Source organism: Clostridium sp. CAG:221, assembly GCA_000435835.1.
In the GTDB taxonomy this organism is placed as follows: Bacteria; Bacillota; Clostridia; order Clostridiales; family Clostridiaceae; genus Clostridium.
This window is the reverse complement of the sequence record FR883416.1, coordinates 45,326-70,437: the sequence shown is the minus strand read 5'-3', so window position 1 is coordinate 70,437 and position 25,112 is coordinate 45,326. Positions and strand designations below refer to the sequence as shown.

The 25,112-nt window shown below is 29.1% G+C and carries 19 protein-coding genes, 3 tRNA genes and 2 riboswitches; of the genes, 16 read left to right on the top strand and 6 right to left on the bottom strand.

Features of this window, described 5'->3' with window-relative positions:
- The first annotated feature begins 8 nt into the window (after nt 1-8).
- From Q5O44_RS11405 to prfB, 8 genes are all read left to right on the top strand, one after another.
- Nucleotides 9-93: transfer RNA gene (locus Q5O44_RS11405), tRNA-Tyr, on the top strand.
- 122 nt (nt 94-215) lie between these two features.
- Nucleotides 216-412, top strand: a riboswitch (SAM riboswitch).
- 100 nt (nt 413-512) lie between these two features.
- Complete coding sequence (gene metK, locus Q5O44_RS11400; RefSeq protein WP_022168553.1) at nt 513-1,688, top strand: methionine adenosyltransferase; 1,176 nt, start codon at nt 513-515, stop codon at nt 1,686-1,688.
- 103 nt (nt 1,689-1,791) lie between these two features.
- The gene (locus Q5O44_RS11395) at nt 1,792-4,026 is read left to right on the top strand and encodes an ATP-dependent RecD-like DNA helicase (RefSeq protein ID WP_022168552.1); all 2,235 of its coding nucleotides are present in this window, start codon (nt 1,792-1,794) and stop codon (nt 4,024-4,026) included.
- Nucleotides 4,027-4,050: 24 nt separating this feature from the next.
- A complete protein-coding gene (locus tag Q5O44_RS11390; protein ID WP_022168551.1) occupies nt 4,051-5,034 on the top strand; it encodes a hypothetical protein in 984 nt (327 codons plus the stop codon).
- Complete coding sequence (locus Q5O44_RS11385) at nt 5,010-5,657, top strand: ComF family protein (RefSeq protein ID WP_022168550.1); 648 nt, start codon at nt 5,010-5,012, stop codon at nt 5,655-5,657. The genes Q5O44_RS11390 and Q5O44_RS11385 overlap by 25 nt, the downstream gene beginning before the upstream one ends.
- 447 nt (nt 5,658-6,104) lie before the next feature.
- Nucleotides 6,105-6,638 (top strand): ribosome hibernation-promoting factor, HPF/YfiA family, encoded by a 534-nt coding sequence (gene hpf / locus Q5O44_RS11380; protein WP_022168549.1) that lies wholly within the window; start codon nt 6,105-6,107, stop codon nt 6,636-6,638.
- 176 nt (nt 6,639-6,814) lie between these two features.
- On the top strand, nt 6,815-9,325 hold the full coding sequence (gene secA, locus Q5O44_RS11375) for a preprotein translocase subunit SecA (RefSeq protein ID WP_022168548.1): 2,511 nt from the start codon (nt 6,815-6,817) through the stop codon (nt 9,323-9,325).
- A gap of 86 nt (nt 9,326-9,411) precedes the next feature.
- A protein-coding gene (prfB, locus tag Q5O44_RS11370; RefSeq protein ID WP_291661461.1) for a peptide chain release factor 2 occupies nt 9,412-10,516 on the top strand; the annotation gives its coding sequence in 2 pieces (ribosomal slippage) (nt 9,412-9,489 and nt 9,491-10,516; 1,104 coding nt in all).
- Nucleotides 10,517-10,651: 135 nt separating this feature from the next.
- Here prfB and Q5O44_RS11365 read toward each other — a convergent pair.
- The gene (locus Q5O44_RS11365; protein WP_022168546.1) at nt 10,652-12,004 is read right to left on the bottom strand and encodes a M28 family metallopeptidase; all 1,353 of its coding nucleotides are present in this window, start codon (nt 12,002-12,004) and stop codon (nt 10,652-10,654) included.
- A gap of 539 nt (nt 12,005-12,543) precedes the next feature.
- Between Q5O44_RS11365 and Q5O44_RS11360 the strand changes: the two genes are divergently transcribed.
- Both Q5O44_RS11360 and Q5O44_RS11355 read left to right on the top strand, forming a co-directional pair.
- Nucleotides 12,544-14,709 carry a Tex family protein gene (locus Q5O44_RS11360; protein ID WP_022168544.1) on the top strand — a complete coding sequence of 722 codons (2,166 nt, stop codon included), beginning with the start codon at nt 12,544-12,546 and terminating at the stop codon, nt 14,707-14,709.
- A gap of 58 nt (nt 14,710-14,767) precedes the next feature.
- A riboswitch (FMN riboswitch) is annotated at nt 14,768-14,885 on the top strand.
- A 185-nt stretch (nt 14,886-15,070) separates the two neighbouring features.
- A complete protein-coding gene (locus tag Q5O44_RS11355; RefSeq protein WP_022168543.1) occupies nt 15,071-15,643 on the top strand; it encodes an ECF transporter S component in 573 nt (190 codons plus the stop codon).
- Nucleotides 15,644-15,741: 98 nt separating this feature from the next.
- Here Q5O44_RS11355 and Q5O44_RS11350 read toward each other — a convergent pair whose 3' ends face one another.
- The 4 genes from Q5O44_RS11350 to tsaE form a co-directional block, all read right to left on the bottom strand.
- Nucleotides 15,742-16,206, bottom strand: a complete 465-nt coding sequence (locus Q5O44_RS11350) for an LPXTG cell wall anchor domain-containing protein (protein ID WP_022168542.1) — start codon at nt 16,204-16,206, stop codon at nt 15,742-15,744.
- 86 nt (nt 16,207-16,292) lie between these two features.
- A complete protein-coding gene (gene rimI, locus Q5O44_RS11345) occupies nt 16,293-16,745 on the bottom strand; it encodes a ribosomal protein S18-alanine N-acetyltransferase (RefSeq protein WP_022168541.1) in 453 nt (150 codons plus the stop codon).
- On the bottom strand, nt 16,729-17,445 hold the full coding sequence (gene tsaB / locus Q5O44_RS11340) for a tRNA (adenosine(37)-N6)-threonylcarbamoyltransferase complex dimerization subunit type 1 TsaB (RefSeq protein ID WP_022168540.1): 717 nt from the start codon (nt 17,443-17,445) through the stop codon (nt 16,729-16,731). The genes rimI and tsaB overlap by 17 nt, the downstream gene beginning before the upstream one ends.
- Complete coding sequence (tsaE, locus tag Q5O44_RS11335) at nt 17,442-17,903, bottom strand: tRNA (adenosine(37)-N6)-threonylcarbamoyltransferase complex ATPase subunit type 1 TsaE (RefSeq protein ID WP_022168539.1); 462 nt, start codon at nt 17,901-17,903, stop codon at nt 17,442-17,444. The genes tsaB and tsaE overlap by 4 nt, the downstream gene beginning before the upstream one ends.
- Before the next feature lie 162 nt (nt 17,904-18,065).
- Here tsaE and Q5O44_RS11330 point away from each other — a divergent pair.
- From Q5O44_RS11330 to licT, 6 genes are all read left to right on the top strand, one after another.
- Nucleotides 18,066-18,140: transfer RNA gene (locus Q5O44_RS11330), tRNA-Trp, on the top strand.
- Between the two features lie 204 nt (nt 18,141-18,344).
- The gene (locus Q5O44_RS11325) at nt 18,345-19,469 is read left to right on the top strand and encodes a LysM peptidoglycan-binding domain-containing protein (protein ID WP_022168538.1); all 1,125 of its coding nucleotides are present in this window, start codon (nt 18,345-18,347) and stop codon (nt 19,467-19,469) included.
- 191 nt (nt 19,470-19,660) lie between these two features.
- Entirely contained in the window at nt 19,661-21,829 is a 2,169-nt protein-coding gene (gene recQ / locus Q5O44_RS11320; protein WP_302637901.1) for a DNA helicase RecQ, read from the top strand.
- 232 nt (nt 21,830-22,061) lie between these two features.
- A tRNA-Trp gene (locus Q5O44_RS11315) sits at nt 22,062-22,136 on the top strand.
- A 138-nt stretch (nt 22,137-22,274) separates the two neighbouring features.
- Entirely contained in the window at nt 22,275-23,189 is a 915-nt protein-coding gene (locus tag Q5O44_RS11310) for a sensor histidine kinase KdpD (RefSeq protein WP_243166632.1), read from the top strand.
- A 125-nt stretch (nt 23,190-23,314) separates the two neighbouring features.
- Entirely contained in the window at nt 23,315-24,163 is an 849-nt protein-coding gene (licT, locus tag Q5O44_RS11305) for a BglG family transcription antiterminator LicT (RefSeq protein ID WP_022168535.1), read from the top strand.
- Nucleotides 24,164-24,199: 36 nt separating this feature from the next.
- On the opposite strand, the gene Q5O44_RS11300 is transcribed toward licT, so the two are convergent.
- Nucleotides 24,200-25,036 (bottom strand): dual specificity protein phosphatase, encoded by an 837-nt coding sequence (locus tag Q5O44_RS11300; RefSeq protein WP_022168534.1) that lies wholly within the window; start codon nt 25,034-25,036, stop codon nt 24,200-24,202.
- Between the last annotated feature and the right edge of the window lie 76 nt (nt 25,037-25,112).

Below are 25,112 nucleotides of genomic sequence, written 5' to 3'. Positions count from 1 at the left end.
CCACAAATGGAGGAGTTCCCGAGAGGCCAAAGGGGGCAGACTGTAAATCTGTTACGTTTCGTTTCGATGGTTCGAATCCGTCCTCCTCCACCATAAGGTATAATCTTTTGATTATACTTTTTTGTTATATTTTATTTTTTATTTTTCAAAAAAATATATATTGACATAATTTTTGGATAATGTTACAATTAGTTGAAAATTGAACATGATATTAATTCTTATCAAGAGAGGTGGAGGGAAAGGGCCCTGTGAAACCCGGCAACCTACTTAGTAAATGTAGGATTATGAATTAAGAATTATGAGTTAAGATTAAAATTCCTTTGGAATTTCTATAATTCATCATTCGTAATTCATCATTCATAACTAACTAAGCGTGGTGCCAATTCCTGCAAGAAAGTTTGCGAGATAAGAAAAGACCTTATGAATATAGGCTCTTCTTATTGAAGAGTTTTTTTTATTGCTTTTAATTGCTTAGAATTAATATCATGACGATAAGAGAGGAGCTAAGCATAATGAGAAAATTATTTACATCAGAATCAGTTACAGAAGGGCATCCAGATAAGATTTGCGATCAAATTTCAGATGCAATATTAGACAACATTTTAGCAAAGGATCCAAATGCTAGAGTTGCTTGTGAAACAACAGTGACTACAGGAATGGTATTAGTTATGGGGGAAATTTCAACTAAGTGTTATGTTGATATTCCTAAAGTAGTTAGAGATACTATAAGAGAAATTGGATACGACAGAGCAAAATATGGATTTGATTGCGATACTTGTTCAGTATTATCATCAATAGATGAACAATCAAGTGATATAGCTATGGGAGTTGATGAAGCTCTTGAATCAAAACAAGGAAATAAAGATGATGTTGAAGCAGTTGGTGCTGGGGATCAAGGAATGATGTTTGGTTATGCAACTAACGAAACAGAAGAATTTATGCCATTACCAATAATAACTGCCCATAAGTTAGCTAGAAGACTTACTGAGGTAAGAAAAAATGGTACATTAAGTTACTTAAGACCTGATGGAAAAACACAAGTAACTGTTGAGTATGATGGAAATAATGTTGTAAGAATAGATACAGTAGTAATTTCAACACAACATGATGAAAAAGTATCACAAGAACAAATAAGAAGAGATTTAATGGAACATGTAATAAAGGCTGTTATTCCAACAGAATTATTAGATGAAGAAACAAAATATTTCATAAATCCAACAGGAAGATTCGTTGTTGGTGGACCACAAGGTGATAGTGGATTAACAGGTAGAAAAATTATAGTTGATACTTATGGAGGAAGTGGAAGACACGGTGGTGGTGCTTTCTCAGGAAAAGATCCAACTAAAGTAGATAGATCAGCTGCATATGCTGCAAGATGGGTTGCAAAGAACTTAGTAGCAGCAGGAGTTGCAGATAAAATAGAAATACAATTAGCTTATGCAATAGGTGTAGCTAAACCAGTATCAATATCAGTAGAAACTTTTGAAACAGGTAAAATAAATGATGAAGAAATTGTATCAATAGTAGAAAAGGTATTTGATTTAAGACCTGGTGCAATTATCAGAGATTTAGGGTTAAGAAGACCTATATATAAGCAAACAGCTGCTTATGGACATTTTGGAAGACATGATTTAAATCTTCCATGGGAACAATTAAATAAAGTTGAAGAAATTAAAAAATTTCTTTAATTAGTAAAAAGGTGGATTAAGTTTTTCATAATCCACCTTTTCTTGTTATTATGCTATAATAAAATAATTACAAGAGAGAACTTTAGAAGGGTTGGAAATATAGATGGAATCACTAGTGTTAGAAGGTTTAGTGGAAGCTATTATATTTAAAAGTGAAGATACAGGATATACTGTTGCTAAGATTACAGCTAATAAAGAACTAATAACAATTGTAGGTGTAATGCCACTACTGCAAGAAGGACAGCAAATTGAAGTCAAAGGAAAATTTATTCAGCATAAGCAGTTTGGAAGGCAATTTAGTGTAGAAGAATATAAAGAAAAGTTACCTTCATCATCAAAAGAAATAGAGAAATATTTAAGTACAGGTATTATACGTGGAATAGGTCCAGTAACAGCTAAAAAGATAGTGAAGGCCTTTGGTAAAGATACTTTAGACATTCTTGATAATCATATTGAGAGACTAAAAGAAGTTGAGGGAATTGGTGAAAAGAAATTTAACATAATATATGAATCTTATATTGAAACCAAGGATTTAAAAGATATTATGATATTTTTTCAAAAGCATGGCATGACAGTAAATCAGTGTTTAAAGATATATAAAAAATTTGGCGCAGATTCAATAAATAAAGTATCAACCAATCCATATATATTAAATGAAGAAATATCAGGTATTGGATTTTTGACAGCTGATAAGATTGCTAAAGAGTTTGGTGTTGAGGATACATCTTCCTTTAGGATACAAAGTGGTATAAGATATGTTTTAAATAACTTTTCTGCTATGGGAAATACATATATGCCAAAGGATAAGCTAATTCAAGAATGTCAGAAGGTGCTGGCTGTAAGTCGAGATATTGTTGAAGAAAACATATATAACTGCGTTCTTGAGGAAAAGTTGAAGATTGAAAAAATAAAAGACATAGAAGCTGTATATTCTTTACCATATTATTATTGTGAACTGGGAGTAACAAATAAAATAATAACTTTATGTATAGAAAATTTTCAGACCATAAATACTGATGTAGAATTTGAAGTTAGCACATTTGAAAAGAAAAATAATATTAAATTTGCACCATCACAAAAGGAGGCAATATTAGGGGCTTTTGAAAATGGTATAGAAATTATTACAGGAGGTCCAGGAACAGGGAAAACCACCATAATAAAATGTATAATTGAGATATATGAAAATAGTGGTATGAAGGTTCTTTTAGCAGCACCTACAGGAAGGGCTGCTAAAAGAATGAGCGAGTCTACTGGTAGAGAGGCAAAAACAATTCATAGGCTTTTAGAAATGGGAGTAAGTGATGATGAAAATTCCTTCTTTGGTAAAGGTGAAGGTGAGCCTTTAGAAGCAGATGTAATTATTATAGATGAAGCATCAATGATAGATATAATGCTGATGAATAGCCTTTTAAAAGCCATAAAGTTAGGAACAAGGGTAATAATTGTAGGTGATGTTGATCAGTTGCCATCTGTAGGACCAGGAAATGTCCTTAGAGATTTAATTAATAGCAAGTTTATTAATGTTGTAAGATTAAAAGAAATATTTAGACAAGGCAAAGAAAGTATGATAATAGTTAATGCCCATAAGATTAATAATGGAGAAATGCCATATTTAAATAAAAAAGGTGGAGACTTTTTCTTTGATGCTAGAGATGAAGTTGAAAATATTCTAAGCACTATTCTTGATTTGGTAAATAGAAGACTTCCATCATTTAATTCAAAGTGGAGTAAGATATGGGATATACAAGTTTTATCGCCTACAAGAAAAGGATTGCTAGGTGTAGATAATTTAAATAATGAAATACAGGCAATATTAAATCCGAGCAGTAAGGATAAAAAAGAAAAGCAGGTAAGAGATATAGTCTTCAGAGAAGGCGATAAGGTTATGCAGATAAAGAACAATTATTCTCTTGAGTGGCATAGAATTGGTGGAGATGGCGAAAATAAAGGTGTAGGTGTCTTCAATGGAGATATGGGATATATTGAAACCATAGATGAAGAAAGAAAAGTTTTAAGTGTAGTATTTGATGATGAAAGAAGAGTTATTTATGAATTTATGTTTTTAGATGAATTGGAATTAGCATATGCAATTACTATACATAAGAGTCAAGGAAGTGAATTTAAAGTTGTAGTTATGCCAACTTTTATGGGATCAGCATTTTTAATGAATAGGAATATATTGTATACTGGCATAACAAGAGCAAAAGAGTTAGTAGTTGTTGTTGGAAATCAAAGATCACTTCAGTATATGGTCAATAATACCAATAATATGGAACGATATTCTTCATTGAAAGAAAGAATAATGGATATAACGATAGATAAGAATATGATTGAATAGGTTAGAAAAAGAGGTATTTGATAAGTGAATTACAAAGAGTTGAGTTATGCTTTTAAAAAGATAATGTCCTGGTACAAAAAAAAGACTAAGGTATTAAATATAAAAAGCAGACCATATAATACAGGATTTGTTTTTTTTGATTTAATAAGCAGGTTAATAAACGATAATAAAAAGGTATTATATGTTTTTAGTGTGGATTCTAACGAGATAAATGGTAAGAATCATAGTCAGCTATATATGAAGAGTATTCAAAAGATTATGCCTGGTAATATAGAAGAGGGGATAACATTTATTTCTATAGATGAAATAGAGGATATAGGAGATGAATATAGTCTTATTATATTTGATGATATAACTATGTTTTCTAAATCTACAATAAAAGATATGAGAGATGCTGTTGAAAAGGTATATTGGAAGGTTAATAAAATAATAATCTATAGCTGTGAAAGGGTATTTCCAATTGGTGAAAAAATGGATTTGGTTTATTTATTAAATCCTGTTCCTATGATTGAACCACGGTTTTTAAATACCAGAATAAAATTAGAGGATAATATTCCGTTGGCAGTATATGAATATGTAAAATGGTTTAGCTACAATAATAAAAATGTAATCATTATGGTTCCAGATAAAGAAAAATTAAATAAGGTATATTATACCTATAAGGATAATTTAAAAGAGAATAATACCAGAGTTATTAAGTATGAGAAAGGTGATGATTTTAATAATATAGAAGATATTATTAAAAGTGAACCTGTTTTTATAGTAACAAACAGCATGGGTGATTATATAAATAGAATTGAAGATGTAAATATATTAGTATTATTTGGTGATGATGCAAGCTATACTTATAAACGAATAGTATATTTATGTGGATGTATAGATGTAAAAAGTGATATATTGCCAGAAGTTCTTTTGGTTTCAAGAGATACATCTATGGATATGGATAAGTCAAGGGAAATAATAAGAGAATTTAATAAGAGGTTATGGGAAAAGAAATTATTAAGATAATAAAAATTGCTCTAGAAGCACTTTTAGACATTATTTATCCCTATGACAATAAATGCATCATTTGTGGAGTTGAAGGATTTTTAGGAATATGTAGTAAGTGTAAAAGTGAGATAAAGAGAGTTCATCAGCAAGAAGAAATAATGGCTTATGGGTATTATGGGGGAGTACTTAAGAAGCTTATTTTAAATTTAAAATATCATAAGAGTTTTATTGCAGGTAAGGTTTTAGCTGATTTACTGTGCCAAATAATTATAGAAAAAAAGTTGAGTATAGATTGTATATGTTATGTACCTATAAGTAAGGATTCATTAAAAAAGAGAGGGTTTAATCAATGTAGTGTGCTAGCAAAAAATATCAGTAGCATTTTAGATATACCTGTTATTGATTGTTTAGTGAAGGTAAAAGAAACAAAAGAACAAAAACTTCTAGGTAAGGAAGAAAGAATGAAAAATATCTTAGATGCTTTTGAAATAAAAAATAAAGAAAAGCTTTTTAAAAAAAATATTTTATTGATTGATGATGTTTATACCACTGGTGCTACTATAAATGAATGTAAGAAAAATATCGAAAAATGCAATATAAATAAAATTTATCTATTGACAATTGCTAAAAGCAATATATAATAATAATGTAAAGCTAGGTCTGTGGATGAAAGTCGATGCCAGTCGCAGGCGAAACGATCCACGTAAGTTAGACAAAGAGCTAATGAGCATGGTGCGGTATAGATGTTAGTCCTACCAACAGAGATGTTGAGAGTGTTAGTAGTGAGAGGTTAAGTCCGGGTAGCGAAAGCTCCAGTAGGCGAGTGTGGGGGCAAAAGCCAGGTCAGCTAGCTTTATAAAAAAACACTAATTTAAATTAGTGTTTTTTTATTTTTCATTAAAAATAAAAAAGATAATATTTTGAAGCTTAATGTAAAAGATGTTGAAAAAAGAGTTTTAATTTTCTGAAAATTTAATGTATACTACATTGTAACATAAAAGCAACAGTGGTAAAATATAATCATGGAAGGGTATATTAATATAAAATAAATATTAATATTTTGAGTAAAAACGAGAGGGGTTGACTTTATGAAAGTAACAGTAATAGGTAAAAACATTAATGTAACACCAGCATTAAAAGAGATGGTTGAAAAGAAGATATCTAAATTAGATAGATATTTTAGTCCAGATGTTGAAGCAAGGGCAACATTAACAGTACAAAGAAATAACCAGATTTTTGAGGTTACTATACCTTTTAATGGAGTTATCCTAAGATGTGAAGAATCTAGTGAAGATATGTATAAATCAATAGATTTAGTAGAAGCAAAATTAGAAAGACAAATAAGAAAGCAAAGGACTAAATTACAAAGAAGAAGTAATGATTCCTTAAGATTTGCTAATTTTGAGCCTCTAACAGTAGATGAAAATGAAGAAAAAGATGGTGAAATAGTTAAAGTAAAGAGATTTAATATAAAACCAATGAGTCCAGAAGAAGCAATGCTACAAATGGAGTTAATTGAACATAACTTTTTTGTATACAGAGATGCTGATTCAAATAATGTAAATGTAATTTATAAGAGAAAAGATGGAAATTATGGACTTTTAGAACCAGATTATAAATAATATTATAAAAAAGCCACCTATTTTAAAAAGTAGGTGGCTTTTACATTAGGTGGAAGTATATGTGATTTAAAGATGATAGTTTTATAGTTGAATTATAAATATGCTAAATGGTATAATTTATAGAAAGAATATTAAAGAAGAAAATCATTTTATATAGATGACGAAAGGAAATACTTATGGGATTTATAGAAAAACTATTTGGTACTTATAGTGAGAGAGAAGTTAAAAGACTTGGATCTGTAGTAGATAAGATAGAATCACTAGATAAGTCAATGCAGAAGTTAAGTGATGACGAATTAAGAAATAAAACTGCAGAATTTAAAGATAGGTTATCAAAAGGCGAAACTTTAGATGATATATTACCAGAAGCATTTGCAGTTTGTAGAGAAGCTTCATGGAGAGTTTTAGGAATAAAGCATTTTAGAGTGCAGCTTATCGGAGGAATGGTAGTTCATCAAGGAAGAATAGCTGAAATGAGAACAGGGGAAGGTAAAACTTTTGTTGCATCTCTTCCAGCATATTTAAATGCTTTAGCAGGAAAAGGTGTTCATGTAATCACAGTAAATGATTATTTAGCAAAAACTCAATCAGAATTAGTTGGAAAACTATATGGATTTTTAGGTTTAACAACAGGATGTATAATTCATGGACTTACACCAGCTCAAAGAAGAGAAGCTTATAACTGTGATATAACATACGGAACAAATAATGAATTTGGATTTGATTATCTAAGAGATAATATGGTTATATATAAAGAAGAAAGAGTTCAAAGAGAACTTAATTTTGCAATAGTAGATGAGGTTGACTCAATTTTAATAGATGAATCAAGAACTCCTCTTATAATATCAGGAATGGGAGATAAGTCTACCAAGTTTTATAATGTAGCAGACAATTTTGTTAAAAGTTTAATAGCAGATCAAGATTTCAATATTGATGAAAAAGCAAGTGCTGTTTTATTAACAGATAGTGGTATGGAAAAAGCAGAAAAATATTTTGGTATTGAAAATTATGCAGAAGCAGAACACTTAGAACTTCAACATTATGTAACTCAAGCATTAAAGGCAAATTATACAATGAGATTAGACAAAGATTATATTGTTAAAGATAATCAAGTAGTTATTATAGATGAATTTACTGGAAGACTTATGGAAGGTAGAAGATATTCAGATGGGCTTCATCAAGCAATTGAAGCTAAAGAAGGAGTTAAGATTCAAAGAGAATCAAAAACTCTTGCAACAATTACATTCCAAAATTACTTCAGAATGTATAATAAGCTATCAGGTATGACAGGAACGGCTTTAACAGAAGAAAATGAATTTAGAGAAATTTATGGTTTAGATGTTATAGTAATTCCAACAAATAAACCTGTAGCAAGAGTAGATAGACATGATATGATATACAAAAATGCAAAAGGAAAATATGATGCAATAGTTGAAGAAGTTATGGAAGCACATAGTAAAGGTCAGCCAGTTCTAGTAGGTACAGCTAGTGTGGAAAAATCTGAATACATTTCATCATTATTAAAGAAAAAGGGAATTAGACATCAAGTACTTAATGCTAAGTATCATGAAAAAGAAGCGGAAATTATTTCACATGCCGGTGAATTAGGAATGGTTACTATAGCAACGAATATGGCAGGTAGAGGTACTGATATTAAGCTTGGAGAAGGTGTACTAGAAGTAGGCGGATTAAAAGTAATTGGTACTGAAAGACATGAATCAAGAAGAATTGATAATCAGTTAAGAGGTAGATCAGGACGTCAAGGAGATGTTGGTGAATCAGTATTCTATATTTCATTAGAAGATGATTTAATGAGAATATTTGGATCAGAAAAAATTCAAGGCGTTATAGATAAATTAGGTTTACAGGAAGATGAAGCTATAGAAAGTAAAATGGTTACTAAGGCTATTGAAAATGCTCAAAAGAAAGTTGAAGGAAATAACTTTGATATAAGAAAGAACTTATTAGGTTATGATGATGTAATGAATTTACAAAGAGAAGTTATTTACAAGCAAAGAGCTGAAGTTCTTGATGGAAAGAACTTAAAAGAGCAAATTGAGGGAATGATAGAGGAAGTAATAACATCTTCAGTTAATAGTCATTTAATTGGTGAGCATATAGATATTGAGGAAGATTTAAAAGAATTATTAAAATATCTTGAAGATATCTGCTTCCCACATGGAACATTTACTGTGGATGAATTAGCTGACTTATCTAATGAAGAAATTATAAAGATATTATTAGATAAAGCAAGAAGCATCTATAGTCAAAGAGAAGAAGAGTTTGGCCAAGAGCAGATGAGAGAAATTGAAAGAGTAATTCTTTTAAGAGTTGTTGATCAAAAATGGATGGCACATATAGATAATATGGATCATTTAAAACAAGGAATGGGATTAAGAGCATACAAGCAACAAGATCCAATTCAAGCATACCAAATGGAAGGTAGTGCAATGTTTGATGAAATGATACAAGGAATTAAGACAGAAACTGTTAAATTATTATATCATGTAAGAGCAGAAAGACCAGTTGAAAGAGAAAAGGTTGCAGAAGAAACTGGTGCAAGTCATGGAAATGATGAATCGGTAAAAAATGCGCCAGTAAAAAATGAAAATAGGGTTGGCAGAAATGATATGTGTCCATGCGGAAGCGGAAAGAAATATAAAAACTGCTGCGGTAGAGAAGCATAATTAGAAATATAAAACTATTGGTGGAAAGTGTCTTATTTTAATTAGGCATTTTCCACCTTGCTTATTTAAGATAAGGAAGTGATACAATGCTATTAAAGTTAGAACAAGAAGTTTCTAAACTAACAGGTTTAAAAGATACATTAAAGGAAATGGGGGCTTCACTTTGACAAGGGAGGCTTAGAAAAAAGATTTCAGGAATTAGAGCTTCAAATGCAAGAAAATGGATTTTGGGATGATGTTAAAAGAGCAGAAGAAGTTACTAAAGAATGTAAGATAATAAAAGATAAAATAGAAAGATATGAAAACTTAGTAAGTAGAATTGATGATGTAGAAGTATTGGCTGAATTAGCACAAGAGGATGAAGATACTGTAAATGAAGTTATACAAGAAATAAGATCAATTGAAAAAGAGGTTGAAAGTTATCGTGTAGAGCTTCTTTTATCTGGTGAATATGATAGAAATAATGCCATCTTAAACTTACATGCAGGTGTTGGAGGGTCAGATGCTAATGATTGGACTGAAATGCTTCTTAGAATGTATACAAGATGGTGTGATAAGAAGGGATATAAAGTTGAAACTTTAGACCTTTTAGAAGGTGATGAAGCTGGTATTAAAAGTGTAACTTTAAAAGTGAAAGGTGAATTTGCTTATGGTTATTTAAAAGCTGAAAAGGGAGTCCATAGATTGGTAAGAATTTCGCCGTTTAATGCAAATGGAAAAAGGCAGACTTCTTTTGCTTCAGTAGAAGTTCTTCCAGAACTAACTAAGGATCAAGATATTGATATAAGACCAGAGGATTTAAAGATAGATACCTATAGAGCCAGCGGAGCAGGTGGTCAGCACGTTAATAAGACGGAATCTGCCATTAGAATAACCCACTTACCAACAGGTATAGTGGTACAATGTCAAAATGAGAGAAGTCAATTTGCAAATAAAGACACTGCAATGGCAATGCTTAAATCAAAGCTTATTGAATTAAAAGAAAGAGCTCATAAAGAAAAAATCGAAGATTTAACAGGTGAGCTTAAAGATATGGGATGGGGAAGTCAGATAAGGTCATATGTATTCCATCCATATAATATGGTGAAAGATCACAGAACAAATGAAGAAACATCCAATTTAAATGCTGTGATGAATGGAGAAATAGATCAATTTATCGTAAGCTACTTAAAACAAGAAGCTAAAAAGTAATTATGGATGATGAATTATGAATGATGAATAAAGGATGAAACTCAAAGAGTTTCTATATTTAAATTTTTTAAACTCCCTATAGGAGTTTATACCATAATTCATAATTCATCACTCATAATTCATAATTTAAAAAAGCTATTTAGCTTTTTTAAAAGGTTTTGTATTTAGTATGCCAATAATAATAAGTGTTAAAAGTATAATTAAAAATAAATTAATAGATTTTCTACTATATATAAAGGTTGTTACAGTGCTGTAGCAATCTTTTTTAATTTCTTTATTAACTACTTTATATACTGTGTTTATAGCATTAGAATCAATATAGTCTACAGTATCAGTTGGTGTATGGATATGTGATTTATCACTATGGCATATTGTTAATGCATCAATTCCTAATTCATTGAAGCTTGCATGATCACTAGAATTTTCATATTCCACTAGATAGTCTACAGAATCATTTAAGCAGATATTAGAAAGGGAATTTAATATATTAGAAGAATTATCTTTGAATCCTACGCCTTGAATAAAAGTAATAGGACAATTTTCAACACCTATCATATCAAAATTAATTACTTTTGAATTTTTAATATCAAAGTAATTGTTCTCAGCAAAAAAGCTGGAACCTTTAAGTCCAAGCTCTTCGGCGTTTAAAGCAACAAAGATTATGGAACGTTTAGGTTTGCCTAAGGTGGATAAAGTATTAGCAAGTTCCAATAAAAATGAAGTACCGGAAGCATTGTCTAAAGCACCGTAATAAATGTTATTTTGTGAATCACTTCCTAAATGATCAAAGTGTGCTGTAAGAAGTAATGGAGCTAGTGATGGGTCAGATCCTTCAATAATTCCTTGGATATTAACTAATTTTTTAGCTTCATTTTTAAAAGGAATATAAACATTTAAGGTCTTTCCAGCTTTTAAAGCATCAATTATTTTATTATAGCCATTAGAAGATAGAGCAATTACTAAATCAAAGCGTAGTTCACACATAAAAGAGCTTCTAAAGGATAAATCATCATTTTGAGCCAAATAGAACAATAATGTTCCTTCATCATTAGATACTTCAATAGAGGTAGAAAAGATATTTATTTTATCTTTATTAGAAAAAGTAAAGGAGTTAGATTTGAAATTAATCATGTCTTCTTTATAATCTTCTCCATATTTTAAATATTCACTTTCATTATCATTAAAAATCTTAAAATAAACTGTTTCATCAGTTTTTACAGGACAAGTAGTAATAAATTCTTCAGTATAACTATTTTTATAGGGACTTAATTTTAAATCTTTAAATTTATTCTTTATTATTTCACTAGTTAAAATATTTTCCTCACTACCAGAGCGTCTTCCTTCAAAGGATGAGGAAGATAAATATTTTATGTTTTTTACAACATTTTCAGCATTGAAATTATATATGTGATCATTTAAGGCAATACATATAAACAAGCAAAGAATAGTAATAAATAAGGTTGAAAAATAAAAGATCTTTTTTTTCATAAAAAAATACCTCAGCTAATAATATATACTTAATATTATTAATTGAGGCAGAGTAATATGAATACCATAATAAATATTTATTATTTTGAATATACCAGTTCAAGAAAACTATGAACTAAAGAAAATAAAAGGCAGAGAAAAACAAAAAGGTTTAGCTTACCGTTCATAACAGTAAGAATACCGCCAACAATAGCACAAAGTATAATTGTTATGCCAAGAAATTTATTAAATCCTGATCCTTCCAAGGCTTCTTTAATTGAAGTTAACAATATTATTATTAAGGAAAGGTATATAAATATATTTCTTAAAGTAACGTTGAATTCAATAACATAGTATCTGTTTAAAATTAAAATAAGAAGTAAAAGAATAAGCATTACATTAATGAATTTATTAAATATGGAACGCAAAGAACCACCTCTTATTGGTAAAAATTTACAATTTAATTATAAAGCCAATACAACATAATATCAATAGTGTAAAAATAAAATAAAAATATTATAATAGAGGTATTGAGAAAAATATTTTTACAGGAGAGAACAATGGTAAATATTGAAGAGAGATTAGTAAAAGAATTAGGAATAAAATTAGTGCAGGTACAAAATGTAATTAAATTATTAGATGAAGGAAATACAGTACCTTTTATAGCTAGATATAGAAAAGAGCAAACTGGAGCTTTAAGTGATGACATATTAAGAAAGTTTTTTGAAAGACTAACATACTTAAGAAATCTAAAGGACAGAAAAGAAGATGTATTAAGATTAATTGATGAACAAGGAAAACTTACTGAGGAAATAGTAAAATCATTAGAAAAAGCTGAATCTCTTACTGAAGTTGAAGACATATATAGACCTTTCAAGCCTAAAAAGAGAACAAGAGCAACTATTGCATTAGAAAAAGGATTAAAGCCTCTGGCTGATATTATTTTGGAGGGGAATTTTAAGGGCACAGTAGAAAAACAAGCAGAAGCATTTATTAATGAAGAAAAGTCTGTAAATAGTATTGAAGATGCAATAAATGGAGCACTAGACATAATAGCTGAAGGAATATCTGATGATGCAGCTCTTAGAAAGTATATTAGAAATATAGTATTCAGGGAAGGAAAGATTGAAACTAAAGGATCAAGTGAAGAAAGCACTCCATATGAAATGTATTATGATTATAGTGAGGAAGTATTTAAGATACCTGCCCATAGAATACTAGCAATCAATAGAGGAGAAAAGGAAAAGATATTATCTGTAAAGATTTCTGTTAATGATGACAAGATAATAAGCTATATAGAAAGCAAGATACTTAAACAGAATTCTATAACAAATGAATATTTAAAGATAGCAATTAAGGATTCATATAAGAGATTGATATTCCCATCAATTGAAAGAGAAGTTAGAAGTGAGCTTACTGATAAAGGAGAAGAAGGAGCAATATTAATATTTAAGGAAAATTTAAAAGCACTTCTTATGCAACCACCAATTAAAGGTAAAGTAGTTATGGGATACGACCCAGGATTCAGAACAGGATGTAAAGTTGCAGTATTAGATGCCACAGGAAGATTTTTAGATAAAGCAACAGTATATCCTACAGTTCCTAAAAAGGATGTAGAAGGAACTAAGAAAACCCTAAAGGAAATGATAAATAAATATAACGTAGATGTAATTTCTTTAGGAAATGGCACTGCTTCAAGAGAATCAGAAGAAGTGATAGCTGAAATAATAAGCGAAATAAAAAATGAAACAGGTAAGGAGCTAGCTTATGTAATAGTATCAGAAGCAGGAGCTTCAGTATATTCTGCTTCAGAATTAGCTGCAAAAGAATATCCAGATTTAGATGTTACTATAAGAGGAGCCATTTCTATAGGAAGAAGATTACAAGACCCTATGGCAGAACTAGTAAAGATAGAACCAAAGGCTATTGGAGTAGGTCAATATCAACATGATGTAACTCCTAAAAAATTAGATGAATCATTAAGTGGAGTAGTTGAAGATTCAGTAAATAAAGTGGGGGTAGATTTAAATACAGCAACACCTTCATTGCTAACTTATGTTGCAGGGATAAATATATCCATTGCTAATAATATAGTAGCTTATCGAGATGAAGTAGGTGGATTTAGCAGCAGAAAAGAACTATTAAAAGTTAAGAGATTAGGTCAAAAAGCATATGAGCAATGTGCTGGTTTCTTAAGAGTAATGGAAAGTAAGGAGCTTCTTGATAATACTTCTGTTCATCCTGAATCTTATAGTATAGCTAAAAAGCTTATGGAGGTATTAGGGTATTCTACAGAAGATTTATCGAATAGAAAATTAAATGATATTGAAGAAAGAGTTACTGTTAAAGGATTAAATAATTTAGCTCAAGAATTAGAAGTAGGGGAGCTTACTCTTAAGGATATTATAAAGGAACTTCAAAAGCCTGGAAGAGATCCGAGAGAAGATATGCCAAAGCCTATATTAAAAACAGGCGTTATAGATTTAAAAGACTTAACTCCAGGAATGGTATTAATGGGTACTGTAAGAAATGTATCTGACTTTGGAGCTTTTGTTGATATTGGAGTACATCAAGATGGATTAGTTCATAAAAGTCAAATGGCAAATAAATTTGTAAAACATCCATTAGATATTGTTAAAGTTGGAGATGTTGTTAAGGTAGCAATAATGGAAGTTGATGAAAAGAGAAAAAGAATTTCTCTTACCATGAAAGATATAAATGAATAAAAATACAATTTATATATTGAATTAAATTAATAATATATTTATAATATAAGTATAATAAAAATATCTTCAGGGCGGGGTGAAATTCCCCACCGGTGGTTATAGCCCACGAGCTAGAAATAGCATGATTCGGTGTGATTCCGAAGCCGACAGTATAGTCTGGATGAAAGAAGGAAATAAGTAAGTTTTATTTATATTTAAAATAAGTGAGTTACGTCCTGATGTTTTATAGCATCAGGACTTTTTATTACAGCAATATATTTTGCACCTAAGAATTAATTTTAAGTATAAAAAGCTGTAAGCAAAGAAAAATATAAATGAAACAAAACTTATACCTCCACTGAGAGATAAAGAGGGAGTAAAAATGAATAAAAGAAAAGATTTAAACAAAAGCATTAAAATATCCTTATTAGTGGCAATTGCAGTAGTACTTATGTATTTTGATTTTCCAATTGTACCGATATTTCCGTGGTTAAAGATTGATTTTAGTGAAGTTCCAGCATTAATAGGCGGCTTTGCTTATGGGCCAATTGTTGGTGGAATCATTGTAGTATTAAAAGTTATTTTGAGATTTTTACTTAAAGGAAGTGCAACTTTTGGTGTAGGTGAAATTGCTAATATCTTAGTAGGGGTTGCTTTAGTAATGCCTGCTGCATGGCTATATAATAGAAATAAAAGCAAGAAATCTGCTATTACAGGGATGGTAGTTGGTGCATTAGTGATGCAACTTATGGGAATTATCGCTAATATATATTTTCTACTTCCAGCCTATGGAATAGAAGTTGATTTAACAAAATATGTTTTTGTTGGACTTGTACCATTTAACGGTATAAAGGCGTTTATAGTGTGTATTGGCACATTTATATTATATAAAAGATTATCAATACCTATATTTAAGGTTGATTCAGGATTAACAAATAAAAGAAATATAGCATAATAAAAAAACAACTTCTTCTATACAATAATATAGAAATTATTGTACTGAAGAAGTTGTTTTACATAGTGAACTTATATCATGGCTACCATTAAAGATTTTCATTTAGTATTTCTCTTTTTTTTAATAGTATATAAGCCAAGAGCGCTTAAAGTGGCTATACCTGCAATTATAATAAATTTATGAGTAGTTGTTTTTTTTACTTTTATCAATTCTATTGGATTATCAACAGGATCTTTTTCTATTATAGTTACTATATTATGTTCACCATTTACATCGTTGATTTCCAAAGTCAGTTTAATTAATGAATCGGCAATGAAATTATGATAAACTATTTTTTCTTCATGAATATTTTCATGATCATAGCTTAGTATAAGGTTCACATTATCTTTAACAAATGCTGTACTTATAGTTGTTATAATTTCTGAATTACTATTTAAAGTGTTAATTTTTATTGAAGAGTCATCAAGGCCTTCGTATGATAATACTATATTAGCAAGTTCTGTTCTAGTATTATTTATAATTTTAATAATAGGCAAAAGAGTAGATCCAGCATTACTTTCCATATAAATACCTCCACTTAATATACTTTATTAACTATAATATACGTTTAAAGGAGGTAATATGAATTAAAAATGAATAATAATTTAAATTATATAATGTTTCTTTTCCACATAATCATAGCATCTTCGCCATTATCTTCATAATATTTTTTTCGTATGCCTTCATTAATAAATCCTGCTTTCTCATAAAGCTTTTGAGCAGCAATATTAGATACTCTTACTTCAAGAGTGATATCAGGACAATTTTCTTTTTTACAGATATCAAATAAGGCTGATAATAGATTATAGCCAATGCCAACACGTTTAAAATCAGCATCAACTGCTATGTTTGTAATATTGCCTTCACCAGCAATAATCCACATTCCAGCAAAACCTATAACTTTATTGCTATCTGAATCCATAGCAACAATGTATCTAGCAAGGTTATTAGTAAGCTCTTGCTGTATAGATTCTAAGCTCCAAGGAATATGAAAGGAGTTTTTGCTTAATTCAAAAACTCCTTCTACATGGGATGAATCCATTGGCTTATACAATATGGCCATTTTGCATTTTCATCCTTTGTTCTAATTCTCTTTCGGCTTGAGGCTTCTTAAGATATAAAGGTGAAGAATTCATATCATCATATTGGCCTTTTCTTAAAAGTTCCATTCCTAGTTCGCCTAGAGCTGAAGCTCTTACAACACTTAAATGGTTAGGTGCAAACTTGGCGTTAGGAAGCTTTTCTAATAAATATTCTTTATACTTATATACTCCATCACCAGTAAAGATTACAGGTTCATCTTTTTGTTGTAATACTTCTACTAGTTCATCTAAAGAAAGAGCACTATAGTCTATTATTTTTGAAAGTTCTCCATTAGAAGATTTATACATGCATGTAAATACGCTATCTCTTAATGCGTCCATTATAGGACATATTATACCATCAAAATTAACTAACGAATAAGCCAGTGCATCTAAACTAGAAATGCTTAGATATGGTTTGTTTGAGCCCATGCTTAATCCTTTTACTGTAGCCATTCCAATTCTAAGGCCTGTAAATGAACCAGGTCCTTTAGAAACAACAAAGCCGTCCACTTCGCTAATATCTATATTACAGTCCTTAAGCAGCATTTCTATCTTTTCCATAAGGATTACAGAATGCTCTCTTTTAAAGTTTAAGGTGAATTCACCTAATAAATGTTCATCTTTAAGTAGTGCAACTGTAGTAACTAAAGATGAAGAGTCCATGCTTAAAACTATCATATTTTTAACTCCTTTATGTAATTGTATCTTTCACCATATGGTGTTAATGTAATGGTTCTGAAATTTTCTCCATTATCAAGATTTTTTTCAATATGAATATGTAAATATTCCTTTGGTAGAATATCTTCTATATAGTTGGCCCATTCAATTATTGAAACTGCATCTGAAAATATATAATCATCAAAACCAATAGCATATATTTCATCAGGGTCTGAAACTCTGTAAACATCAAAGTGATTTAATTTTAATCTTCCAGAATCGTATTCGTTAACAATTGTAAATGTTGGACTTGTTATGTATTCATCAATGCCAAGGCCTTTAGCAATTCCTTTTGTTATATGAGTTTTACCAGTACCTAAATCACCAGTTAGACAGATAATATCTCCAGCATTAAGTAATTTTCCAAGTTCATAACCTATGGAAGTAGTTTCTTCTATATTACTAACAGAAAAAATCATCTTTCCTCTCCTTTCAACAATAAAGCGTAATTATATTAATTAAGCTAATATTTCTCTAATTTATATTCTATCCAAAATATATAAAAAAGAAAAGAATTATAATAAATTAGAATAAAAATATTGCTTTTTGTAATATTTTATTATATAATATACACTGTACTTAGGGGTATGGCTCAACGGTAGAGTAGTGGTCTCCAAAACCATTGGTTGTGGGTTCAAATCCTACTGCCCCTGCCACAAAAAAGTTAGTATTTATACTAACTTTTTTTTTGTAAATCCCCTGCCAGTAAAACTAGCAAGTATTACTTGCTAGTTTTTTTTATGTATAAAAATATATATTTATATAAAAATAATTACTATTTTTTAACATTTCAACCTTTATGTAAATATTATATAAGAGGAAAGAAGTATTCTTATATAAAAAGCAAGGAGGATGAAAACGTGAGTAGTTATAAAGGGATTGATATTTCTAGCTATCAAGGGTACAATATTGATTTTTCAGCTGTAAGAAATAGTGGAATTGAAATATGTATTGTGAAAGCTACTGAAAGTACTATGTATACAAATATGTATTTTGATAGTCAAGCTTCTGGAGCACTAAATGCAGGTCTAAAAGTTGGATTTTATCATTTTTTCAGAGGACAGGGAATAGCAGAAGCAGATTATTTTTGTAGTGTAATAAATAGATATAAAGATAGAATGACCATAAAACCTGTAATTGATGTTGAAGTACCAGTAGCAGATATAAATAATCAGGTTTTATTATTTATTAATAGAGTAAAGCAAGTTTTAGGTTTAGATTGTGTAATATATTCAGGAGCATATTTTGCAGGAGATAACCTTACAGATATAAATCTTTTAAATTATGGACTTTGGGTTGCATATTATTATGTATCAACTCCAACATTAAGAGGAATTTGGACTGGATTTGTAGGACATCAATATTCAGATCAAGGAATAATTCCTGGTATAAATGGATATGTAGATTTAAATAATTTTTATGATGGAATGTTTATTGGAACTCCAAGCAGCGGAGGAAATACAGGTGGAGGAAGTACAGGCGGAGTAAGTCCAGCACCAGTAGGAAGAACAAAGAATGCAGATGGAACTTATACAGTGAAGAGTGGGGATACTTTAAGTGCCATTGCCAATGATTTTGGCGTTACAGTAGATCAGCTTGTAAGATGGAATAACATTTCTAATCCTAACTTAATAACAGTAGGGCAAATATTATATTTTTCAGATAAGTCTTCTTCAGGCTCAGGTTCAGGAATAACTTATGTAGTGCAAGCTGGAGATACTTTAAGCGGCATAGCAGCAAGATTTGGTACAACAGTAGCTAATTTAGTATCATTAAATAATATAAGTGATCCAAATTTAATATATGTAGGGCAAGTTTTAAAGATACCATCATCAGGAAACAGCAGTAGGACTTATACAGTTCAGGCAGGCGATACTTTAAGCTATATAGCAGCAAAATTTGGTACAACAGTAGCAAATTTGGTTACTTTAAATAATATAAGTGATCCAAATTTAATATATGTAGGGCAAGTTTTATATGTATAATTGATTATATAAGAAAATAAAAATACTTGATATTTTATATTAAGTCTGCATTAACATGATAATATTATTGTTTTAGCAAGTATTATTCATGTTAATGCTTAGAAAAGTAATAAAAGAACAAATGTTTGAATAGAATGATAAAGAATGTTAATACTTTTAAATAAAAAAGAAAAGTGAGGAGTGATTAGATGATAAATAGAGCACGACAAGTCCTTAAAGAGTATTATGGATATGATTCATTTAGAGAAAAGCAAGAAGAAATCATCACATATATTTTAGAGGGTAAAGATGTGGTAACAATTATGCCAACAGGTGGAGGAAAGTCTATATGTTATCAGATTCCTGCACTTATATTAGAGGGACTCACTATTATAATCTCTCCCTTAATATCATTGATGAAAGATCAAGTTGATAATATTAAGAATATGGGCATTAAAAGTGCGTATATAAATTCAACTTTAAGTGATAGTGAAATTAATAGTATATTAAATGATGTAATTGAAGATGAGGTAAAAATTCTTTATGTTGCACCAGAAAGATTGGAATTAACTGAGTTCTTAAATTTTATAACAAGAGTAAAAGTAGCACAAATTGCCATAGATGAAGCACATTGTATATCACAATGGGGACATGATTTTAGAAGTAGCTATAGGAGAATAAGTAGATTTATTGATTTATTAGTGGATAGACCAATAATAACAGCTTTTACAGCTACTGCAACTGAAGAAGTTAGAAGAGATATCATAAACTTATTAAAGCTTAATGAACCGAAAGTTTTTATTACAGGGTTTGATAGAAAGAACTTAAAAATAACCATAGAAAAAGCTGTAATAAAGAAACAGTATATTTTAAATTACATAAGTAGTAGCGATGGTGCAAGTGGAATAGTTTATTGCGCCACAAGAAAAGATGTAGATATGGTATATGAAATGCTTATAGCAAATAATATAAAAGCTGAAAGATATCATGCTGGATTAAATGATGAAGAGCGTAAAGAGGCACAGGAAAGATTTATTTATGATAAGGCTGATGTGATGGTAGCTACTAATGCTTTTGGAATGGGAATAGATAAACCTGATATTAGATATGTAATACATTATAATATGCCAAAAAGTTTGGAAGGATATTATCAGGAAATAGGAAGAGCTGGTAGGGATGGCGAGGAAAGTGAATGTATAATGCTTTTCTCACCTTCTGATGTACAGACACAAAGATATATTATAGATATTGGTACTTCTAATGGCGTTAGAAAAGAAAACGAATATGCAAAGCTTCAGACTATGGTAAACCTAATATATACACAAGAATGTTATAGAAAATATATTCTTAATTATTTTGGAGAAAATTATGAAGAGAACTGTAATAAATGCAGTAATTGCGATACAGAGCAACGTAAGGAAGATAAGACTATAGATGCTCAAAAGGTTATATCTTGCGTATATAGGGTGAAAAGAGGATATGGTGTTGGAATGCTTGTAGATGTTTTACGTGGCTCAAAAAATAAAAAACTATTAGATTTAAAATTAAATGAAGTTAGTACTTATGGCATAATGAAGGAATATTCAAAGGATGAGCTTACAGAGTTTATTAATATCTTAATTGCTTTAGGATATTTAAATTATGGGGGAGAATATCCTGTAGTTAGCTTAAATAATAATTCCATAGAGATAGTAAAAGGACAAAGGACTGTGTGGATTAGAGAACATAAGATTAATAAAGCTAGCTTTACAGTTGATAATGAGTTGTTTGAAATATTAAGAAAGTTAAGACATGAAATTGCAGTTGATGAAAATGTGCCACCATATATGGTATTTGGAGATAGTACATTAAAAGAATTAAGTTCAAGAATGCCTGTAAATAAAGAACAAATGTTAGAGGTTAGTGGTGTTGGTGAAAGAAAATTTGATAAGTATGGAGACAGATTTATTGAAAAAATAATAAGCTATATAAATTGTAATAATATAAATCATACATGGATTTCAAAAGTAAAAGGAGATATATCGATAGAGAAAAATAATATAGATGGAACAAAAAGTATTAAAGAAAAATCATATATAAATACAGTGGATATCTTAAGGAGATGTGGTAGTTTAAGAAAGGTTGCAGGAGAAAGAGCCTTGACTCTTTCCACAATAATTTCTCATGTTGAAAAATATATCAGTGAAGGAAATAGCATAGATTTTAATATAGACTTCAGTGAAATATTTAATGAAGAAGATGAGATAGTAGTAAAGGAAGCCATTAATAATGTTGGATTTAATAAACTTAAGGCAATAAAGGAAGAGGTTCCAAGCAATATAAGCTATGATGCTATAAAAGGAATCATTCTTAAAAAGATAATTGAAGAATCAGCCTCTTAAATAAATTTCAGGGAAATTTATTTAATGATGAATGATGAATTACGAATGATGAATTAAGGTTGAAACTCATAGAGTTTCTAAAAAATATATATTTCTAAACTCCCTTAAAGGAGTTTATTCCACAATTCATCATTCATCATTATTTAAGTTCATCATTAATAAAAACTTTGTTATTGTATGAAAAAACTTGTTGACATATTATTGTGGACTATGATAAAATAACTTTTGTCGAAGGGGTATGGCTCAACGGTAGAGTAGTGGTCTCCAAAACCATTGGTTGTGGGTTCAAATCCTACTGCCCCTGCCACAAAAAAGTTAGTATTTATACTAACTTTTTTTTTGTAAATTTATATAAAAGTTTTAGTTAGTAAGGTAGAATTAAGGTATATGTTGTAAAATAATAGATAAATTGATATAATTTATAAAAAAGGGGTATATGATAATTATGAAGAAAAATAAAGAGCAATTTTTATTGATTATTCTTAGTATATTAATGGTTATTATTTTAAGTACTAACTTGTATAGTTTTATCATAGAAGAAAGCACGTTAACATCAAATATAATTTCAATTATATCATTGCTAATGCTTATAACTTGTATAATAATTATATTAAGTTATAAAAATAATAATTTAAAAGAACAAAGAGATTCAAAAGAAATCGATAAAAATAATTACTTTATGAATTTATCTCATGAACTTAGAACTCCATTAAATATAATATTATCTACAGAACAACTTATAACTAATTTAAATTCAAGAAATGAAAATATAGATAAAGATAAATTAAATAACTATATGGATATCTTAAGAGGAAATTCTAAAAGGCTACTTAAACTTATTAATGATATAATTGATCTATCTAAAATCCAAGAAGAGATGTATAATATTGATATTATGGAGCATGAAATTGTATTCTTTGTAGAAGATTTAGCTCTTTCTATGAAGGAATATATTGAAGCTAAAGGAATAGAATTAATTATAGATCCGGAAATTGAAGAAAAAATTATAGAATGTGATATAAATGATATTGAAAAATGCTTGATAAACTTAATTGGAAATGCTATGAAGTTTACTCCGGAAGGGGGAAAGATAATTATTAGGATATCAGATTTAAACGATAAGGTTAAAATATCCATTATAGATTCTGGCATTGGCATATCTGAAAAAGATATAAATGAAATTTTTAATAGATTTGAACAAGCTTATAATAAGAAAAGTGAAGAATTTGGTGGAAGCGGAATTGGCTTAATGCTAACTAAACAGATAATTGAATTACATAAAGGAGACCTAGTAGTAAAAAGCGAACTGGGAAAAGGAAGTGAATTTTCTATTTTATTACCTGTAAAACAATTGAAATAAAAGGTTTACTTATACGTTGACAACGTTTTTATGTAATGATAGTATATAATAAAATAATATAGATGCCTAAATTAAGATGAGCTTAGTTTAGGTTTTTATATTTTATGTAGAATATGAGGTAATCAATGATAGTAGAAAAGGTATTAAATAATAATGTTGTTGTATCTATAGAACCAAAGACAAGGAAAGAAATAATTCTAATGGGGCAAGGAATAGCCTTTGGTAAAAAAATAGGGCAAGAAATTGACGAAAGTAAAATTGAAAAAAGATTTATGGTAGAAGACAAGACCCTAGGTGATAAGATAAAAAAACTTATCAATCAAATACCTGAAGGTGTCTTTGAACTTGCTGATGAAATAATTTCTTATGCATCTAAAGAATTAGACACAGAATTAGACAAGCAAATATATATTTCATTATCAGATCATATAGCATTTGCTATAAAAAGGTTTAAAAATAATATAAGTTTAAAAAATGATTTACTTAATGAAATTAGAAGAATACATAAAAAAGAATTTAAAGTGGCATTATGGGCTGTTGAATATTTAAATGAACGATTAGGAATAGATCTTCCAGAAGATGAAGCAGGCTTTATAGCACTTCATTTTGTTAATGCAGCATATAATAGAAATACCACTGAATCAATTACTTCTACTAAGATAATAAAGGAAATCTTACAAATTATCAGATTAAACTATCAATTAGAATTTAATGAGGATGATTTGAATTATGATAGATTGCTTACTCATTTAAAATATTTCACTAAGAGAATTATTACTAATAGCAAAGATGAGAGTACTAGTGATGAAATCTTTGCAAAGATTATTGAAAATAGCTATCCTGAAGCTTATAAATGTGCACTGAAGATAAAAGAATATATAGAAAATACTTATAATTATGAAGTTAATGAAGATGAGATAATATATTTAACAATGCATATTCATAGAGTTGTTTTAGCTGCAAGAGAAAATTAAAAAAATACGGAGCTGAATTTTTTCAGCTCCGTATTTTCATTGTTTAATCCATTGAGAAAATTTAATACTATAGTTGTCAGTTTTATTTTCTTCAACATAATTATAAAAGGCATTTAGGAAATAAGCTCTATCTATATCATCAGTCAAGGTAATTCCACCCATATTATATTGATAACATAAAATTTGATCTAAAGATAAATTACCGTTATCAGTCATAATTTGATATAATACCATAAAAGTAGTAGTTCGCCCCTCACCTGCATCACAATGGAAATGAAGATGTTGTCCTTCAGGTTTATTTTTAATAAAATCTACAAAATCATCTATTACAGTAGTAGATGGAATTCCACCATCCTTAACAGCAAAACGCTGATATTTTAACCCATTTTTATTAATTGCATTATTTTCAGTGGAAACAGAATCAACAGTAATATTAGTTAAAACTTTACCAAGTTTATCATATATATTTATTTGTGAATTTTGCTTAATGGAATTTAATAATTTATCTTCAGTAGAAATGGTTTCTTCTGTGGTAAATCCATTATTTAAATCTTTACCAATGCTGTAGAAGCTGATAGCTAAATCATTTATAAATCCATGAGATTCTTGTCTTAAATCAACTATGCATATATCAGGTTTATTTATGGAGTTTTTTATATTTTCTATTTGAGAAGGTGTAAATTGTGCACTACCTGAAATATTTAAATTAGTTAAATCTCTAAAACGATTTGGAAGTCCAGTGATTGCATCACTATCTTTCACAATTAAAGTTTCATTTTTATTGCTAAAGGATATTGGAAAGGCTGATACTAATTGAAAAATTAGTAAAACGTATAGAAAAAGACTGCAGAATTTTATAGTTTTAATTTTCATATTAAACCTCCTAAATTATATTTATAAACAGTATTATTTTTTGTTAGGAAAAAAATATTATTCTTTATAAATTTTT

Coding starts and splice junctions, on each gene's coding strand:
- tsaB (WP_022168540.1), bottom strand. CDS start 17,445: ATGATAGTTTTAAGCATGGACTCTTCATCTTTAGTTACTACAGTTGCA.
- Q5O44_RS11300 (WP_022168534.1), bottom strand. CDS start 25,036: ATGAAAATTAAAACTATAAAATTCTGCAGTCTTTTTCTATACGTTTTA.
- Q5O44_RS11385 (WP_022168550.1), top strand. CDS start 5,010: ATGGGAAAAGAAATTATTAAGATAATAAAAATTGCTCTAGAAGCACTT.
- Q5O44_RS11360 (WP_022168544.1), top strand. CDS start 12,544: ATGGTAAATATTGAAGAGAGATTAGTAAAAGAATTAGGAATAAAATTA.
- Q5O44_RS11355 (WP_022168543.1), top strand. CDS start 15,071: ATGAATAAAAGAAAAGATTTAAACAAAAGCATTAAAATATCCTTATTA.
- Q5O44_RS11310 (WP_243166632.1), top strand. CDS start 22,275: ATGAAGAAAAATAAAGAGCAATTTTTATTGATTATTCTTAGTATATTA.
- Q5O44_RS11365 (WP_022168546.1), bottom strand. CDS start 12,004: ATGAAAAAAAAGATCTTTTATTTTTCAACCTTATTTATTACTATTCTT.
- secA (WP_022168548.1), top strand. CDS start 6,815: ATGGGATTTATAGAAAAACTATTTGGTACTTATAGTGAGAGAGAAGTT.
- licT (WP_022168535.1), top strand. CDS start 23,315: ATGATAGTAGAAAAGGTATTAAATAATAATGTTGTTGTATCTATAGAA.
- tsaE (WP_022168539.1), bottom strand. CDS start 17,903: ATGATTTTTTCTGTTAGTAATATAGAAGAAACTACTTCCATAGGTTAT.
- Q5O44_RS11350 (WP_022168542.1), bottom strand. CDS start 16,206: ATGGAAAGTAATGCTGGATCTACTCTTTTGCCTATTATTAAAATTATA.
- Q5O44_RS11395 (WP_022168552.1), top strand. CDS start 1,792: ATGGAATCACTAGTGTTAGAAGGTTTAGTGGAAGCTATTATATTTAAA.
- metK (WP_022168553.1), top strand. CDS start 513: ATGAGAAAATTATTTACATCAGAATCAGTTACAGAAGGGCATCCAGAT.
- hpf (WP_022168549.1), top strand. CDS start 6,105: ATGAAAGTAACAGTAATAGGTAAAAACATTAATGTAACACCAGCATTA.
- rimI (WP_022168541.1), bottom strand. CDS start 16,745: ATGGCCATATTGTATAAGCCAATGGATTCATCCCATGTAGAAGGAGTT.